Source organism: Wolbachia endosymbiont of Drosophila pseudotakahashii, assembly GCF_026015925.1.
Taxonomy (GTDB): domain Bacteria; phylum Pseudomonadota; class Alphaproteobacteria; order Rickettsiales; family Anaplasmataceae; genus Wolbachia; species Wolbachia pipientis.
Window position 1 is genome coordinate 1,046,096 of record NZ_CP110359.1, and the last position, 16,548, is coordinate 1,062,643.

Here is a 16,548-nt window from a genome sequence, read left to right on the forward strand (position 1 = left end):
ATATTTACTTTAGAAAATAATAGGTGTCTTATGTCATTGTTAAAAGCAGATCCAATATACAAACCTTTTAATTACCCTTGGGCGTATGATGCGTGGCTGCAGCAACAAAGAATCCATTGGATACCTGAGGAAGTTCCGCTTGCTGATGACGTAAAGGATTGGAAAACTAAACTTTCAAACGTAGAGAAAAATCTACTAACTCAGATTTTTAGATTCTTTACTCAGGCAGACATTGAAGTAAATAACTGCTACATGAGGCATTATTCAAATATATTTAAGCCAACAGAAATATGCATGATGCTTGCAAGCTTTTCCAATATGGAAACTATACACATTGCAGCTTATTCTTATCTTTTAGACACAATTGGCATGCCAGAAAGCGAGTATCAAGCATTCTTAAAGTATGATGCTATGAGAAAGAAGTATGAATACATGTTAGAATTCGAGGAAAGCAAAAAACACGATAAAAAACATGTAGCTAAAACTCTAGCGGTGTTTGGTGCATTTACCGAGGGGTTGCAGTTATTCGCATCATTTGCAATTTTGCTCAATTTTCAACGCTTTGGAAAAATGAAAGGCATGGGACAAATAATTGCCTGGTCAGCCCGTGATGAAACTTTGCACACCAATTCAATTATTATGTTATTTAATACATTTATTAAAGAGAATAATGAAATTTGGAACGATGAGTTTAAAGAGGAATTATATTCTGCATGCCGCACTATTGTTGAGCTTGAGGATGAGTTTATAAAGCTTGCTTTTAATTTCGGAGACGTTGAAGGACTATCTGCAGAAGAAGTGCGCAATTACATACGCTACGTAGCAAACAGACGGTTAATGCAATTAGGTCTTGAGTCCATATATGATGTTAATGATAATCCTATTCCGTGGCTTGATGAAATACTAAATGGTGTGGAACATACGAATTTCTTTGAAAATAGAGTAACAGAGTATAGCCGTGCAGCAACTCAAGGCACATGGGAGGAGGCTTTTACTGAAAACGACACGAATAATAAGTGAGTGCTAATTTCACTCTTCTTTGTCATTCCAGTGTCAGCTACTTTCATTACACCATTTGCTATGCAGTTTAGACAGTTTTGCTTTACTTAACAACTAACTTACCATATATATGTCCATAGGACATTGGTATATAAGAACGTGCTACAACTATTAATCTTACTCACGGTCATCACTTCAGTTGCATTCTTTGGTCATTTAGTTCCAATGGAAGCAAAAACCTTCTTGTACTCAACGAGCCTGAGTATAAAAGAGGTTTTGCTATTTATAATGCCTTTTATTATTTTTGCGTTAATCTTTAGCAGTGTTAACAATCTTAAGCAGTCAGCTATAAAGTTCATATTGTTACTTATTATAATGACCTTCTTGTCAAATCTGGCTTCAAGTTTAATAGCTTATTCTGTTGGGCATTTTATCATACAAAACACTCATTCAATACAAGATATAATGTATGAAGAAACAATTGTTCCCTTATGGTCGTTTAGGCTGCCTGCATTGCTTTCTAATTTTTATGCCCTTGCCTGTGGATTTGTGTCCAGCATAGTAGTGTCCACACTGCTACCCAAGAAAAGCAAAGAGCTTTCGAACAAAATGTTAGATTTAACTCTCTTTATTTTGAAGACGTTTTTGACGCCGATTATTCCAATATTTGTACTTGGGCTTGCTTTAAAAATGCAGCATGATCAAGTTTTATCTATAATATTTAAGGATTACTCAACAATTTTCATTATTATAGCATCTGCAACCTACCTTTATGTTTTCCTCTTATATGGAGCAGCAAATTCATTCAAGATCACAAGCTGGATAGCTAGTATAGGCAATATGATACCGGCATTTATTACTGCAATGAGCACAATGTCTAGTAATGCAACTATGCCACTTACTCTTGAAGGAAGCAAAAAAAATGTAAAGCAACCTGACATAGCATCGTCTGTTGTACCAATAACTGCTAGCTTTCATTTAGTAGGTGATTGCTTTTTTATTATAATATTATCAATGATAATTGCCTCCGGTTATTCATTATTCACAATAGATTATGTAACTTTTCTTCTCTATTTTTTGTTATTTAAGTTTGCTATCGTGGCAGTGCCGGCAGGAGGAATTATGGTAATGCTACCTATTCTTGAGAAACATCTCAAATTCTCTCCAGAAATGCTTTCGTTAATTACAGCATTGTATATAGTGTTTGATCCAATAATCACTTCAGCAAATGTTATGGGTAATGGTGCCTTTACTATGATGTTTGCAAAACTCTATGATAAGCTTAAGTAATGTCTATTTTAGCGATTGATACTGTAGGTATTGGTAGTTCAATAGCAATAGTTGATTATGATGGTAATTGTTTTGTAGAGCGCAATTCCGCCAGCAATAGTCATGCAGAATCATTTTTTAAAACTTTAAATACTTTATTTAATAAGTACAATTATAACTACGATAAAATAGATCATTTGGCGGTAGTAGTTGGACCAGGAAGTTTCACTGGAATTAGAGTTGGTATATCAGCTGCACAAGGTATAAATCTTGCTACAAATAAGCCGTTATACGGGGTTAGTGCGCTGGAAGTTCAAGCCTACGCAATATCTTTGCTTTGTGCAAATAGCAAAAAAAATATCAGAGCTATAATCAAAAATGCTCAAGGGTTTTATACACAGTTATTTGATTTCAATTTATTGCCGCTGTCTGGTCCAACTGCAGCATGTGACCCTGGTCACGCTACAAGCAGTACACATATGGATTGCAATTTAAATGCTAGCCATGCAGGGCTATTAGTTCATTATAGACTAAAGAACAAGCAAAAATTAAATGAAGTTGAAGCTCTATATTTAAATGAGCCTCAGTATATGAAATTGCTATAGACTATTTTTTTGCATACACGCAATTTGGCTAAGCTTGTGCATCTGGTTTACTATCTCTTGAGCTACTTCTTTTATACTCATATTTGAATTTTCTATCTCTATAGCACTCGGTGGTGTAAATAAATTGTTAATCCTACATTGCTCTATCATGCTATTTAGATTAATCACCTTCCTATTTTTTCTTTGCCTTTTTAATGCAATACGCTTTTGTAATGTCGGTAGATCACACCTAAGTACCACAGGAAGGATTTCTGTGTTCATTTTTTTACTAAGCCTTACTATTGAATCATACACCCTCATGTTCTGGTCATTATTTTCCATCAACTCATCAATAAATATGTAATTTTTTGAGTGAATCGGATAATTTTCTATTACCTGAAGCATAATTTGCATAATGCCATATATTCTATCTTGAACTTCTTTAGGTATTTGATCACGTTCAAAGACACCATCGTATATAGAACAAGCTTGAACATTGTTATAGAACTTACTATTTACAATTAATGCGTTTATCATATTAGATAATTCTATTGCTGTGGAAAGTTTACCACTTCCCGAAAGACCAGAGAGATATATGAAAAATCCTGCTGGCTGTTTTTTTGTGTTAATATTTACCATATTATTTTCAATCTTGAAACTTACATTTATAATAACATAAAAATGAAGCTTTAAAGCATATGAAATATTATATAGAAAATTATTTTTGTAGTTAAGATATTATGTAATTTAAAAACATAAATTCTGTATATAAACTCTATAATAACGACAACTATTTTTAAGCAAGCTACAACACAAAAGTGTTTGGTATTCAGAAAGCAAGACAGAGTGGCATAGACTTATTAGTTTACTACAAGTCTCTTTTCGCGTATAAACCTTCAGAAGATTCTAACAGAGGATTGTGTTGTTAACAAAGAGCAGAGTAAAAAGGGATCTAGTCTATGCCTATCAGATTTTGTCCTACCTTAAGTTCGATGATCATACATATACTCACCTTTCAGTGCGTTCTGAAGATCAAAAGTCGTTTTATATTTATCCGTTTGGTATGCATTTTGATGAAGTAGATGAACGTTCGTTAATGAAAGTATCATTTGATGGAGATGTAATTGAAGGCAAAGAATATCAATATAATAGAACTGGCTATATAATTCATGGTTTTGTTTATCAAGCAAGGAAAGATATTCAAGCAATTTTTCACTTGCATACACCTTCTATTGTAGCGGTTTCTTCTCTCAAAGATGGGCTGCTTCCTATAAGTCAATGGGCACTGCACTTTTACAATAAAATCTCTTACCATAATTATAATTCCCTAGCACTTAGCGATACAGAAGGAAAGAGGTTAATAGCTGATCTGAAAGAAAATTTTGTCATGTTAATGCGTAATCATGGATCTATAACGTGTGGTCGGACTATACAAGAAGCAATGTTTTACACGTATCATTTAGAACAAGCGTGCAAAACTCAATGTTTAACGTTAGCAATGAATAAGGAGTTATCAATTCCAAGTGAAGAAATTTGCTCAAAAGCTGTAAAGGATCTCCTATCTTTTGAAAGCAATCTTGGTGAGAGGGATTGGCACGCATGGGTTAGACTAATTAAAAGTAAGTTGTAAGAGACTTTCGCACTACTATCTGTCATCCAAGTAGTGACCTTACCCAGAAAAAGTAGAGAGAAAGTTAAGACGTTTTTGGAGTAAAATAAAACGTTTTTTCAAAATATGACAAATAGAAGAGAATATACAGCAGAATTCAAATTAGAAGCTGTTAAGCTGGTTAAAGAAACAGGTCAAGCAAGTACAAAAATAGCAAAAGATCTAGGTATAGATGGCAGTATGTTAAGTAAGAAAATATGATGGAAAAATGTCTGGAGCATACGCATTTCCAGGCAAAGGCTCCTTATGACAAAGAAAGATTTGATCTAAAAAAAGAACTAACAAGAGAAAGAGACATTTTAAAAAAAGCCCTGGGCAAAGAAAAAGAGTAAAGTATTCTTTTATATAGAAATTGCTATAAAACACAGGAACTATGTAGGGTTTTGTACTGGTGGTATTGGTTGCTAAGGAAAAAAGCAGTAAAGAATTAGCAAAAGAAGTGCTTCTAGCAGATACTCAAAAAATACATCAAGCATTCTAAATGCAGATATGGAGCTCCTAAAATTCACGCTGAATTAAAAGCTTTAGGCAAAAATTAAAACAGTACAAAGTGTTATGCAAGAAAATGGCATTAAAACCAAGCTTAGACGAAGGTTCAAAAATAAAAAACAGCAAATAAGCAACCGAGTTGTGGCTCCGAACACATTGGATCAAAATTTTACTACTGATCAGCCAAATAAAGTTTGGGATTACCTACATAAAAACTAAAGAAGGTTGTTGGCGGCAATAATTGACCTATATTCACGCATGGTGGTTAATGAGTAACATGATAATTAGTTATAGATTCTTTATTGATGGCCGTTGATAAACGCAAACCCGATAAAAATCTGCTGTTACATAGCGATCAAGGGTCACAGCATACCTCTCAAAATTACCAATTTCTATTGAATACAAAAAACATCATTTCCAGCATGAGCCATAAGGGCTGTTGTTACGATAACTCTGTTGCAGAAAAGTTCACTTAAAAGGGAGCTGCTTATTGATACTTCTCGCTCAACAAACCAGAACTGCCATATTTGAATACATAGAAATCTTTTATAACAAATAACGTAGACATTCTACTATTAACTATTGCATTCCTGCACAATTTATTCTCATGATAAAAACGTCTTAACTTTCCCTCTACTTTTTCTGGGTAAGGTCAAACATGCAATACCAATAATGCTAATATATTTTATAATTTTTCTCATAAGATATTTTACAATGCTTCTAATAATATTAGATATCATCTATAAAATTAAAAAATCCATGAAAGGGGATGAAAATATGTAAAAAAGTATTATTGATTAATTAAAAACAGATTTTGATTTGATAATACTAATAAAATAGATTTATCTTAAATTTACGTTGATTTTTACCTGTTATTTTTTGTAGTTTATCCAACGTAAATTCCAGGTAAAACAAAGTCGTTATCTCCAACCGTTACAACCAACTCTCCTTCTTTAATTTTTATTTGATTAGGTGTATGGTCCCATACCATCACACTCTGGGATCATACACCTAAAGTACTCCGACACTGGGATGACACCCCGGGGTTTCTGGGATGACAAAAAAGAGCCCCCTGAGCAAAAATCTTATAGCCACTTGAATGATAATTGACTTTTTGCCTAAAATAACTAAGAAAGAAACTTCTCATCAAGATAACTTAAGTATATACTAATTCTCTTATTTTTAAACGATTTCTCATCATGAATTGCACGATCAAAAACCTGAATTTGACTTGTTATAATGCTACAATTATTACTTGCAACTTCTAATACGCCACTATCAATTACAACCTTCTTTTCTGTTTGGTTACTCATTTTAACAGTAATCATACCAGGCAATAAATAAATTAAGTAAGGAGCATGGTGAGCTAAAATCATAAGCTCCCCTTCGAGCCCAGTTACTGAAAGAGAAACCACTCCACTGAATGAAATTTGATCATCAGGAGAGAAAAATTGCACTTTAAAAGTATTCATAATCCTTAACTTTTATTTAGCTTCAGCTTGTATTAATTCAGCCTTTTTTATTGCTTCATCTATATTCCCCACCATATAAAAAGCAGCCTCTGGTAAGTGATCATATTTGCCTTCAACAATCCCTTTAAAACTGGAAACAGTATCAGAAAGTGAAACAAATTTACCAGGCATGCCAGTAAATATTTCTGCAACGTGAAAAGGTTGAGAAAGAAATTTCTGAATCTTACGAGCCCTATCAACAATAATTTTATCTTCATCAGATAGCTCATCCATACCAAGTATTGCGATAATATCTTGCAGTGATTTATAAGTTTGCAATATACGTTTCACCTCAGAAGCTACCTTATAATGTTCTTCACCAATGATTTCAGCAGATAAAGACTGAGAAGTTGAATCAAGTGGATCAACAGCAGGGTATATTCCCATTTCAGCTATTTGCCTTGACAACACTGTGGTGGCATCAAGGTGAGAGAACGTAGTTGCTGGAGCTGGATCAGTTAAATCGTCCGCAGGAACATATATAGCTTGCACAGAAGTAATAGAGCCAGAAGTTGTTGAAGCTATTCTTTCTTGCATTGCACCCATATCAGTTGCAAGGGTTGGCTGATAACCAACAGCTGACGGTATTCTTCCAAGTAAAGCAGAAATTTCAGAACCAGCTTGTGTAAATCTAAAGATATTATCCACAAAAAATAGAACATCTTGGTTTTCACGGTCACGAAAATACTCTGCCATAGTAAGTGCTGTTAAAGCAACTCTAGCCCTTGCTCCAGGAGGCTCATTCATCTGACCATAAACCAAAACAGCTTGAGATTTTTCATGCTCATTTATATTTATTACATTTGAAGTGATCATCTCGTGATAAAGATCGTTACCTTCACGCGTTCTCTCCCCTACCCCGGCAAACACAGAAAATCCTTTATGAGCTTTTGCTATATTATTAATTAATTCCATTATTAGGACTGTTTTACCAACACCGGCTCCACCAAATAAGCCAATTTTTCCTCCTTTAAGATAAGGTGCAAGAAGATCTATAACTTTTATTCCCGTAACTAAAACTTCTTCCTGTATTCTCTGTTCAGTAAAACTTGGAGGTGCTCTGTGTATAGGCTCTAAGTTATATTTTCCCTTCAGTGGACCACACTCATCTATAAGCTCTCCAACAACATTAAAAATCCTTCCTAAAGTTGAACGCCCAATTGGCACCGATATTGGTGCACCTGTATCAACAAATTCATCCCCCCTTGACATGCCATCTGTGCTATCCATAGCAATACAACGAACTATATTGTCACCTATATGCTGCGAAACTTCTAAAACCAGCTCCTTATCCTTATATTTTAGTTTGCTTTTTAAAGCATTAAATATTTTAGGCAATTCACCTTCAAATTTTATATCAACAACTGCTTGAGTTACCTTAATCGCTCTGCCTATATTCATCTCTTTATTTTTATCACCTAACACTATAATTCCATAAAAGAACTTCTAAAGAAAATAAATTTTATATTATTAATAGAAATTTTGCAACATTAAAACGCTTACTAGTTACGCTTCATTACAAACAATGCAAACGCATTTAATAGCCAAGTAATAATAAACAATACTAAACTAAGCGCATAAGCAGCAAGAGTTTGTACACTATTGAAATCCTGATCTCCGGTAAGTAATGTAGCGATCTGCACGGTAATGGTAGTAACTGAATTAAGAGGGTTAAAAGTCAAATTTGCGTTGATTCCCACAGCCATTAGCACAATCATTGTTTCACCTATCACTCTTGAAATTGACAATAAAATTGCACTTAAAATTGTAGGCATTGCATAAGGTATTGTTATATGCCATATAGTTTCCGCTGGAGTTGCACCAAGTGCCATGAAGCCATAACGCAAGCTTTTTGGAACAGATCTTATGGCATCTTCGAGTAAAGAAATAATAAAAGGAAGAATCATTATCCCAATCGATAAACCGGCAACTAAGGCACTTTCTGAGTGTATACTTAAACCAAAAAAATTTGCTACCTGCTTTATAAAGAAAGACAAAAACACAACCGCGAAATATCCATATACAACCGTAGGAATAGCAGACAAAACTTGCAAAGTTGTATTAACAATATAACGCACTTTCTCACTCGCATATTCACTAATATATATTGCAGAAAATAAACCAAGCGGAACGACAACTAACATTGCTATAATAGTTATAAGTAATGTACCAACTAAAAGCGGCGCTATACCAAAACATCCTATCTTCTCTTCATTGATAGTGACTACATTGTGGCCCCATTTCAAGCAAAACAAGAATTCTGAAATAGCTACTTTATTAAAAAAATTAATGGATTGAATAAAAATAGACAGCATTATAAATAAAGTGATAAAAAATGATATGGCCAAAGCCACAAATAACGAAAGTTTTATTATCTTATTTCTTTTATTTTTAAAGATAAAAGCAAGCATGAAAAAAAGTAACGCTATAGAAATAAAAGTTACAAAACAATTATTATAGAATACTAACAACCAAGTTAGCATCCATACACAACTAAGATATAGATAAGATTTAACCTTATTTACTTCTTGAAACCTACTAAAACAAAATAAAAGGATTAGTAAGACAGGTATGACTATCACCGAATTCATTCTTCCATGCATCAAATTTTATTCTACGAAAATGTCATACAAGTTCACCATTATTTGACAATAAAGTAAAACAATTTAAAATAAATAATTATATTAATATAAAAACAATGAAGAGAACATTTCAACCAAAAAATTTGATAAGAAAGCGCAGACACGGATTTCGTTCACGTATGGCAACAAGAGCTGGAAGAAAAATCCTTAATAGGCGCCGTTCATTAGGGTGTAACAAATTATGCGCATAGTAAGTATAAAAAAAAAGATTTTTCTTCTGCTTTCAAAAATAAGTTAGCATTCAACAGTCTTTTTTATCGTGGGCTTTATATATCACTGTACGCTATAAAAGAAAGAGAACCTGAAAAGTACATTCATACTATTAGAGTAGGTCTGGCTATCAGTAAAAAAACCGGAAAAGCAGCAAAAAGAAATAAAATAAAAAGGCAACTACGAATGCTTGCTAAAATTAGCATTTTAAATATAAGTAATATAGGGCACTACTACATAATACTAACTCATAGAAACATTATGCAAGCAAGTTACAAAAACTTACAAAAAGATCTAACTATTTGCTTAAAAAAGATAAAATAAAAAAAATCTCAATTAAGGTATTTACAACTATATTTTTTATGATAATATAGATAAAATCTTTAAAAATAGTTAATGGGTGTGGTGGATGGTAGAGCATATAAAAGAGGTAAATAACACAGGCTTTGGTCAGATGTATCAATTCTTATTTCTTCCTAAAGGAACAGGAACAGATTGGAGGTCAGCATTTCGCCAACAAGAAGAATTATTTAAAAAAGTGGGAAGTAATGTAATATTACCAGAAATCAGTAATTCTCCTTCAAAAGGGAATCAATTAGGGGAAGTAGGAACAATGCTAAATAATGTAGAAAATGACCAAAAACATATAAGAAAAAAAAGATATCGTGGTTAAAGTAAAAACTTAAAGAATAGTAACAAAACAAGAAAGTTAAAATATAAGTATACCTGCTGTCTAATTAACAAAGAGATTTTTATAAACTTGGCGGCGACCTACTCTCCCTTTTCAAGTACCATCAGCGCTAAAAAGTTTCACTTCCGAGTTCGAGATGAGATCGGGTGGTTCATTTTTGCTATAGCCACCAAGTCAATAAAAATTTCTAACTTAACAATTTTAACTTAATATTTAACACTGCATACACACATATAGAAAGCAAATAAATCAATCAGGCTATTAGTACTAGTTAGCTTCACATGTTACCATGCTTTCACACCCGGCCTATCAACGTGATGGTCTGTCACGGCTCTATGAGACCTCGTTTTGAGGTGGGTTTCCCGCTTAGATGCTTTCAGCGGTTATCCCGTCCATACTTAGCTACCCGGCTGTGCCACTGGCGTGACAACCGGTGCACCAGAGGTATGTTCATCCCGGTCCTCTCGTACTAGGGACAAATCCTCTCAAGTCTCTTACACCCACGGCAGATAGGGACCGAACTGTCTCACGACGTTCTAAACCCAGCTCACGTACCACTTTAATCGGCGAACAGCCGAACCCTTGGGACCTGCTCCAGCCCCAGGATGTGATGAGCCGACATCGAGGTGCCAAACCTCCCCGTCGATGTGGACTCTTGGGGGAGATCAGCCTGTTATCCCTAGAGTACCTTTTATCCGTTGAGCGATGGCCCGTCCACGTGGGACCACCGGATCACTATGGCCGACTTTCGTCTCTGCTCGAACTGTCATTCTCGCAGTCAGGCGGGCTTATGCCATTGCACTCGACAGCCGGTTTCCGACCGGCCTGAGCCCACCATCGCGCGCCTCCGTTACACTTTGGGAGGCGACCGCCCCAGTCAAACTGCCCACCATGCAGGGTCCCGGACCAGGCTTACTGGTCTCGGTTAGACATCAGAAAAATTCAGGGTCGTATTTCAAGGGTGGCTCCACCGGTGCTGGCGCCCCGGCTTCAAAGCCTCCGACCTATCCTACACAGGATTTTCCTGATGCCACTGCAAAGCTGCAGTAAAGGTTCATAGGGTCTTTCCGTCTGACCGCGGGTACCCCGCATCTTCACGGGGAATTCAATTTCGCTGAGTCGATGCTGGAGACAGTGGGGAAGTCGTTACGCCATTCGTGCAGGTCGGAACTTACCCGACAAGGAATTTCGCTACCTTAGGACCGTTATAGTTACGGCCGCCGTTTACCGGGGCTTCAATTCAATGCTTGCACATCTCCTCTTAACCTTCCGGCACCGGGCAGGCGTCAGGCCCTATACGTCATCTCACGATTTCGCAGAGCCCTGTGTTTTTACTAAACAGTCGCTACCCCCTGGTCTGTGCCACCCAACCATGGTTGCCCACGATTGGGTCTCGTTTATCCCGAAGTTACACGAGCAATTTGCCTAGTTCCTTCAGCATCGTTCTCTCAAGCGCCTTGGTATTCTCTACCAGTCCACCTGTGTCGGTTTCGGGTACGGTCTATACGCCAGAGCTATTTCCTGGAATGGTCGAAAAGCCTGTTCAATCCGATAAGGACAGACAACATTTCTCATTCGTCACTTCTGGCAGGCCTAGGAATATTCACCTAGTTCCCATCGACTACGGCTCTCGCCCTCGCCTTAGGGGCCGGCTCACCCTGCGTGGATTAACCTTGCGCAGGAACCCTTGGACTTTCGGCGACAGTGTTTCTCGCACTGTTTGTCGCTACTCATGTCAGCATTCGCACTTCCGATATCTCCAGAGGGGGTCACCCCGCCTCCTTCGCAGACTTACGGAACGCTCCGCTACCGCGCATTCATAAGAATGCACCCACAGCTTCGGCACGTGGCTTGAGCCCCGTTACATTTTCGGCGCAGGGTTTCTAATAGACCAGTGAGCTATTACGCTTTCTTTAAAGGATGGCTGCTTCTAAGCCAACCTCCTGGTTGTTTTGGAATCCCCACATCCTTTCCCACTTAGCCACGATTTAGGGGCCTTAGCTGGTGGTCTGGGCTGTTTCCCTCTCGACAATGGACCTTAGCACCCACTGTCTGTCTGCCGGGCTATACTCCTGGGTATTCGGAGTTTGGTTAGGTTTGGTAAGGCTTTGGGCCCCCCTAGCCCATCCAGTGCTCTACCCCCCAGGGTAAACACCCGACGATCTACCTCAATAGATTTCGCGGAGAACCAGCTATCTCCGAGTTTGATTGGCCTTTCACCCCTAGCCACAGCTCATCCCCGACTTTTTCAACAGGCGTGGGTTCGGCCCTCCAGTGCGTGTTACCGCACCTTCAGCCTGGCCATGGCTAGATCACTCGGTTTCGGGTCTTCTGCCAGCAACTCATTCGCCCTATTCAGACTCGCTTTCGCTACGCCTACACCTAACGGCTTAAGCTCGCTGCAAACAGAAACTCGCTGACCCATTATACAAAAGGTACGCCGTCACCCCATAAGAGGCTCCGACTGCTTGTAGGCGTCCGGTTTCAGGTCTCTTTCACTCCCCTTATCGGGGTGCTTTTCACCTTTCCCTCACGGTACTTGTTCGCTATCGGTCACTAAGGAGTATTTAGGCTTGGAGGGTGGTCCCCCCATGTTCAGACAGGGTTTCACGTGCCCCGCCCTACTCGAATCCTCACCAAGACACTACGCATACGGGGCTATCACCCATTCTTGCCGGACTTTCCAGACCGTTCTGCTTCTTCTTGATAAGGCATTGGCCTGCTCCGCGTTCGCTCGCCACTACTAGCGGAATCTCTGTTGATGTCTTTTCCTCCAGGTACTGAGATGTTTCAGTTCCCCGGGTTTGCCTCATGCACCTATGTATTCAGTACATGATCCTCTTGCGAGGGGGTTGCCCCATTCGGACATCCACGGATCAAAGCCTGTTCGCGGCTCCCCATGGCTTTTCGCAGCGTACCACGTCCTTCATCGCCTCTTAGTGCCAAGGCATCCATCAAGTGCTCTTAATAATTTATTTATCCGACTATATGCAGAATATGCAGAGTTAAATATTATTAAAATTGAATTGAGATTAAATTAATCTCTACCATAAAACTTGTCAAACATCTAAAAACTAAATTAATCTTTTATATATTATAACCTAATAAATAATATGTCAACGCCTTTTTGCACAAAACATTTACTTATATTATCAACAACAATATACTAGCAATCCTAAACAGTATAATCTGAGAAATATGTGGTAAACTTATATATACAGTAAAAATTAATAAAAAAGATATTTTGTAAGATAAAATGTGTTAAAATCAATTGCCTAAAAATGATAATAAACATTCGGAGTATTTCTAACGTATGAAAAGTAATCTCTCTTTTATAAAAAACGTTGCTTTAAATTGTATGTCTAAGCTCATTGGCGTATTAAATATTAAGAAAGTAAAACACTTCATTGTGAATAAATATAATACTCTTCATAAAGAAATGACAGTGCTTCTTAAAAAATCTAAGAACCTGTTAAACACCAACATTGAAATCGGTTTATATCACTTTTATAAAGGTAGCATATCAGATGCAAAGTTACGATTTTGGTTAATTAGCATATTTTACCCCCATTTACCTATAGTCTGGTATAACATCGGAAGGTGTCATTTTGCGGTAGGGAATACTAACAAAGCTTATAATTATTTAACAAGGACACTAAAATTAGATAATGACCACGAGGAGGCGTCTTACTATATAAAAAAAATGACAAACTCAGCGCTTATTACAGAATTGCCAAAAAACCTCATAAGACAATATTTTGATTACACAGGTGAATATTTTGTTGAGCATTGGTTGATTGCCAAACAATATAGAGGGCATGAACTTGTACACATGATAATTACAAAAATCTTCAACAACTCCACTTCTGAGCTCAATATACTTGACCTTGGTTGTGGGACTGGAATATGTGGTCATTTCTTAAAAATAAATAGTATTGGAAACCACATAACAGGAATTGACATTTCAAGTAGAATGCTAAATATCGCAAGAGGATGCTTTATAAAAGGTAAGCCTGTTTACAATGAATTAATACATATGGAAATGAAAGAGTTTCTTAAACAAGAGAAAAACCAGCAGTATGATGTAATTATCTTTGCTGAAGTGCTACATTATCTACATGACTTTCAAGAAGAATTGAAATTAGCAAAAAGATCTACGAGCAAAAAAGGAGTTATTGTATGTTTAATAAGAAGAAAGGAAGGTGAAGGTATTGACTTTGTAAATAAAGGAGACTATTTTCGTCACTCAGAAAGTTATGTTCAACATGTTGCAAAAGAAATAAATATGCAAATAAGTTATATGAGTTACTGTAAAATATATGGCAGTCAGGTTGACGGTATCTTGTTTGCATTACAGCATCAACAAGAAAATCCGAAAAACCTAACTTAAAAATCGCTCAAAATGACTTTTAAGTATCTATATATAATAAAAGAATAAAAGGAATTTTATGAATAACATTACCATTAATTACGCAAAGGACAGCAAATTAACCGACTTTGGAAAAGCAGTTCTATCAGACAGGTATTTAATAGAAAATGAAAGTTATCAAGACCTCTTTGCACGTATTGCTAATTACTATTCTGATAATAAAGAACATGCGCAGCGTCTTTATGACTACATGAGCAACTTGTGGTTCATGCCTTCAACACCAATACTCAGCAATGGTGGCACTAAGAGAGGGTTACCTATCTCTTGCTTTCTTAATGAAACCGAAGACAGCTTGCAGGGAATAGTTGATCTATGGAACGAAAATGTTTGGCTTGCTGCACGTGGAGGAGGCATAGGTAGTTATTGGGGAAATTTACGCTCAATAGGCGAAAGCGTAAAGGGTAGCGGCAAAACATCAGGAATTGTTCCATTTATTGTAGTGCAAAATGCTCTAACGCTTGCAATTAGTCAGGGATCCCTAAGGCGAGGAAGTTCAGCAGTCTACCTTCCTGTATCTCATCCGGAGATAGAAGAGTTTCTAGATTTACGCAAGCCAACAGGCGGTGACCCAAATCGCAAAGCGTTAAATATACATCATGCTGTAATAGTAACAGATAAATTTATGCAGGCTGTTGAGAATGATCAAGAATGGAATTTAATAAGCCCTCACAACAATAAGGTTATTTCAACTGTAAAAGCGCGGGATATATGGATCAAAATATTAACAGCAAGAGTTGAAACTGGAGAACCTTACATTATTTTCCTTGATGCAACAAATAACAATAAGCCAGAATCTTACAAAAAGCTCAACTTAGACATCAAGATGTCAAATCTATGCAGTGAAATAACTTTAACCACAGGTTATGATCACCTGAATAAGTCACGCACTGCTGTGTGTTGTCTATCATCCGTAAACCTTGAGTACTACGAAGAATGGAAAGACAATAAACTCTTCATAGAAGATATAATGCGCTTTCTTGATAATGTATTGGAAGATTTCATAAATAAAGCACCGAATGAAATGCAGCGAGCAAAATATTCTGCAGCCAGAGAACGCAGTATTGGTCTTGGTGTGATGGGCTTTCATTCATTTTTACAAAGCAAAATGGTTCCTTTTGAATCAGTAACAGCACAACAATGGAATAAAAAAATATTTAAGTATTTACGCGAGCAAGCAGATATAGTTTCTAAAAAATTAGCAGAAGAAAAGGGAGCATGTCCTGATGCCAAAGAAGTTGATCTAATGGAAAGGTTTACACACAAACTCGCTATTGCTCCTACTGCCTCGATCTCCATTATTGCAGGTAATACCTCCCCTGGAATAGAACCATACGCAGCAAACGTATTCATACAAAAGACACTTACAGGCTCATTTGTAGTGCGAAATAAATTCTTGCAAAAACTATTAGCAGAAAAAAATCAAGACAATGATAAAATATGGTCTTCAATTTCAACAAACGAGGGTTCCGTTCAGCATTTAGATTTTCTTAGCGAGCATGAAAAATTGACATTTAAAACAGCGTACAAGCTTGACCAAAGATGGATTATAGAACATGCAAGTAATAGAACTTCGTATATTTGTCAATCTCAATCAGTAAATCTGTTCTTACCTGCCAACGTACATAAACGTTACTTGCACAAAATACACATGCTTGCTTGGAAAAAAGGATTGAAGAGCTTATATTACTGCAGATCACAATCAATGCAGAGAGCCGATAAGGTCTCGCATGACATATTCAAAAAAAGTGAAATATTGCAACAAAAAACAGATATTGACTACGATGAATGTCTGTCATGCCAATAGCGGCCTTACTCAAAAAAGTAGAGAGAAAGTTAAGCAAATGGGTAAATAGACTTCTTGCATAACCATATAACGCACTTTTATTGGGAATAGAAACGAAAAAACTTTCTTGACAAACTCCGCCAGCCCTCTTATCATGGTACTGAAGCTATTTATTTATCTTCGCAATCTGTGCAGGTTAATGACAAAAAACTTAGGGTATTTGGCGTCTCATGTTTAATTTTTCGCACTACGTGCATCGCATGTCTTTAAAA

Annotated in this window: 12 protein-coding genes, 2 rRNA genes and 2 pseudogenes; 10 read left to right on the top strand and 6 right to left on the bottom strand. The window is 36.7% G+C overall.

Annotation, left to right across the window (positions count from 1 at the left end; genetic code table 11):
* The first annotated feature begins 30 nt into the window (after positions 1-30).
* From ONI09_RS05440 to tsaB, 3 genes are all read left to right on the top strand, one after another.
* Complete coding sequence (locus ONI09_RS05440) at positions 31-1,020, top strand: ribonucleotide-diphosphate reductase subunit beta (RefSeq protein ID WP_182320796.1); 990 nt, start codon at positions 31-33, stop codon at positions 1,018-1,020.
* A 138-nt stretch (positions 1,021-1,158) separates the two neighbouring features.
* Positions 1,159-2,289 (top strand): cation:dicarboxylate symporter family transporter, encoded by a 1,131-nt coding sequence (locus tag ONI09_RS05445; protein ID WP_266407409.1) that lies wholly within the window; start codon positions 1,159-1,161, stop codon positions 2,287-2,289.
* The gene (gene tsaB, locus ONI09_RS05450) at positions 2,289-2,873 is read left to right on the top strand and encodes a tRNA (adenosine(37)-N6)-threonylcarbamoyltransferase complex dimerization subunit type 1 TsaB (protein ID WP_265013910.1); all 585 of its coding nucleotides are present in this window, start codon (positions 2,289-2,291) and stop codon (positions 2,871-2,873) included. The genes ONI09_RS05445 and tsaB overlap by 1 nt, the downstream gene beginning before the upstream one ends.
* On the opposite strand, the gene ONI09_RS05455 is transcribed toward tsaB, so the two are convergent.
* Positions 2,868-3,491 carry an AAA family ATPase gene (locus ONI09_RS05455; protein ID WP_265013911.1) on the bottom strand — a complete coding sequence of 208 codons (624 nt, stop codon included), beginning with the start codon at positions 3,489-3,491 and terminating at the stop codon, positions 2,868-2,870. The two genes, tsaB and ONI09_RS05455, sit on opposite strands and share 6 nt — an antisense overlap.
* Before the next feature lie 280 nt (positions 3,492-3,771).
* On the opposite strand from ONI09_RS05455, the gene ONI09_RS05460 reads away from it, so the two are divergent.
* Together ONI09_RS05460 and ONI09_RS07125 are read left to right on the top strand one after the other, a co-directional pair.
* Complete coding sequence (locus ONI09_RS05460; protein ID WP_265013912.1) at positions 3,772-4,482, top strand: class II aldolase/adducin family protein; 711 nt, start codon at positions 3,772-3,774, stop codon at positions 4,480-4,482.
* A 105-nt stretch (positions 4,483-4,587) separates the two neighbouring features.
* Positions 4,588-5,569, top strand: a pseudogene (locus tag ONI09_RS07125) (IS3 family transposase).
* A gap of 568 nt (positions 5,570-6,137) precedes the next feature.
* Here the strand turns inward: ONI09_RS07125 and ONI09_RS05480 are convergent.
* The 3 genes from ONI09_RS05480 to pstC all read right to left on the bottom strand — a co-directional run bounded on the left by ONI09_RS05480 (position 6,138) and on the right by pstC (position 9,112).
* Entirely contained in the window at positions 6,138-6,482 is a 345-nt protein-coding gene (locus ONI09_RS05480; protein ID WP_065095371.1) for a F0F1 ATP synthase subunit epsilon, read from the bottom strand.
* 12 nt (positions 6,483-6,494) lie between these two features.
* Positions 6,495-7,922, bottom strand: a complete 1,428-nt coding sequence (gene atpD / locus ONI09_RS05485) for a F0F1 ATP synthase subunit beta (RefSeq protein WP_012673086.1) — start codon at positions 7,920-7,922, stop codon at positions 6,495-6,497.
* 101 nt (positions 7,923-8,023) lie between these two features.
* Complete coding sequence (gene pstC, locus ONI09_RS05490) at positions 8,024-9,112, bottom strand: phosphate ABC transporter permease subunit PstC (protein WP_265014438.1); 1,089 nt, start codon at positions 9,110-9,112, stop codon at positions 8,024-8,026.
* Between the two features lie 107 nt (positions 9,113-9,219).
* Between pstC and rpmH the strand changes: the two genes are divergently transcribed.
* The 3 genes and pseudogenes from rpmH (at position 9,220) to ONI09_RS05505 (ending at position 10,046) form a co-directional block, all read left to right on the top strand.
* On the top strand, positions 9,220-9,354 hold the full coding sequence (gene rpmH / locus ONI09_RS05495) for a 50S ribosomal protein L34 (protein WP_006279898.1): 135 nt from the start codon (positions 9,220-9,222) through the stop codon (positions 9,352-9,354).
* A gap of 67 nt (positions 9,355-9,421) precedes the next feature.
* Positions 9,422-9,697, top strand: a pseudogene (gene rnpA, locus ONI09_RS05500) (ribonuclease P protein component); the annotation flags it as partial.
* An 85-nt stretch (positions 9,698-9,782) separates the two neighbouring features.
* Entirely contained in the window at positions 9,783-10,046 is a 264-nt protein-coding gene (locus ONI09_RS05505) for a hypothetical protein (RefSeq protein WP_264707046.1), read from the top strand.
* 85 nt (positions 10,047-10,131) lie between these two features.
* Here the strand turns inward: ONI09_RS05505 and rrf are convergent.
* Positions 10,132-10,238, bottom strand: a 5S ribosomal RNA gene (gene rrf / locus ONI09_RS05510).
* Between the two features lie 66 nt (positions 10,239-10,304).
* A 23S ribosomal RNA gene (locus tag ONI09_RS05515) occupies positions 10,305-13,042 on the bottom strand.
* A 335-nt stretch (positions 13,043-13,377) separates the two neighbouring features.
* On the opposite strand from ONI09_RS05515, the gene ONI09_RS05520 reads away from it, so the two are divergent.
* The gene (locus tag ONI09_RS05520) at positions 13,378-14,454 is read left to right on the top strand and encodes a methyltransferase domain-containing protein (RefSeq protein WP_264705580.1); all 1,077 of its coding nucleotides are present in this window, start codon (positions 13,378-13,380) and stop codon (positions 14,452-14,454) included.
* Between the two features lie 58 nt (positions 14,455-14,512).
* On the top strand, positions 14,513-16,297 hold the full coding sequence (locus tag ONI09_RS05525; protein WP_265013913.1) for a ribonucleoside-diphosphate reductase subunit alpha: 1,785 nt from the start codon (positions 14,513-14,515) through the stop codon (positions 16,295-16,297).
* Positions 16,298-16,548 lie beyond the last annotated feature (251 nt).

Bases quoted from the DNA above. Each gene is read 5' to 3' on its own strand.
- ONI09_RS05440 (WP_182320796.1), top strand. From the start codon at position 31: ATGTCATTGTTAAAAGCAGATCCAATATACAAACCTTTTAATTACCCT.
- tsaB (WP_265013910.1), top strand. From the start codon at position 2,289: ATGTCTATTTTAGCGATTGATACTGTAGGTATTGGTAGTTCAATAGCA.
- ONI09_RS05455 (WP_265013911.1), bottom strand. From the start codon at position 3,491: ATGGTAAATATTAACACAAAAAAACAGCCAGCAGGATTTTTCATATAT.
- ONI09_RS05480 (WP_065095371.1), bottom strand. From the start codon at position 6,482: ATGAATACTTTTAAAGTGCAATTTTTCTCTCCTGATGATCAAATTTCA.
- atpD (WP_012673086.1), bottom strand. From the start codon at position 7,922: ATGAATATAGGCAGAGCGATTAAGGTAACTCAAGCAGTTGTTGATATA.
- pstC (WP_265014438.1), bottom strand. From the start codon at position 9,112: ATGAATTCGGTGATAGTCATACCTGTCTTACTAATCCTTTTATTTTGT.
- rpmH (WP_006279898.1), top strand. From the start codon at position 9,220: ATGAAGAGAACATTTCAACCAAAAAATTTGATAAGAAAGCGCAGACAC.
- ONI09_RS05505 (WP_264707046.1), top strand. From the start codon at position 9,783: ATGGTAGAGCATATAAAAGAGGTAAATAACACAGGCTTTGGTCAGATG.
- ONI09_RS05520 (WP_264705580.1), top strand. From the start codon at position 13,378: ATGAAAAGTAATCTCTCTTTTATAAAAAACGTTGCTTTAAATTGTATG.
- ONI09_RS05525 (WP_265013913.1), top strand. From the start codon at position 14,513: ATGAATAACATTACCATTAATTACGCAAAGGACAGCAAATTAACCGAC.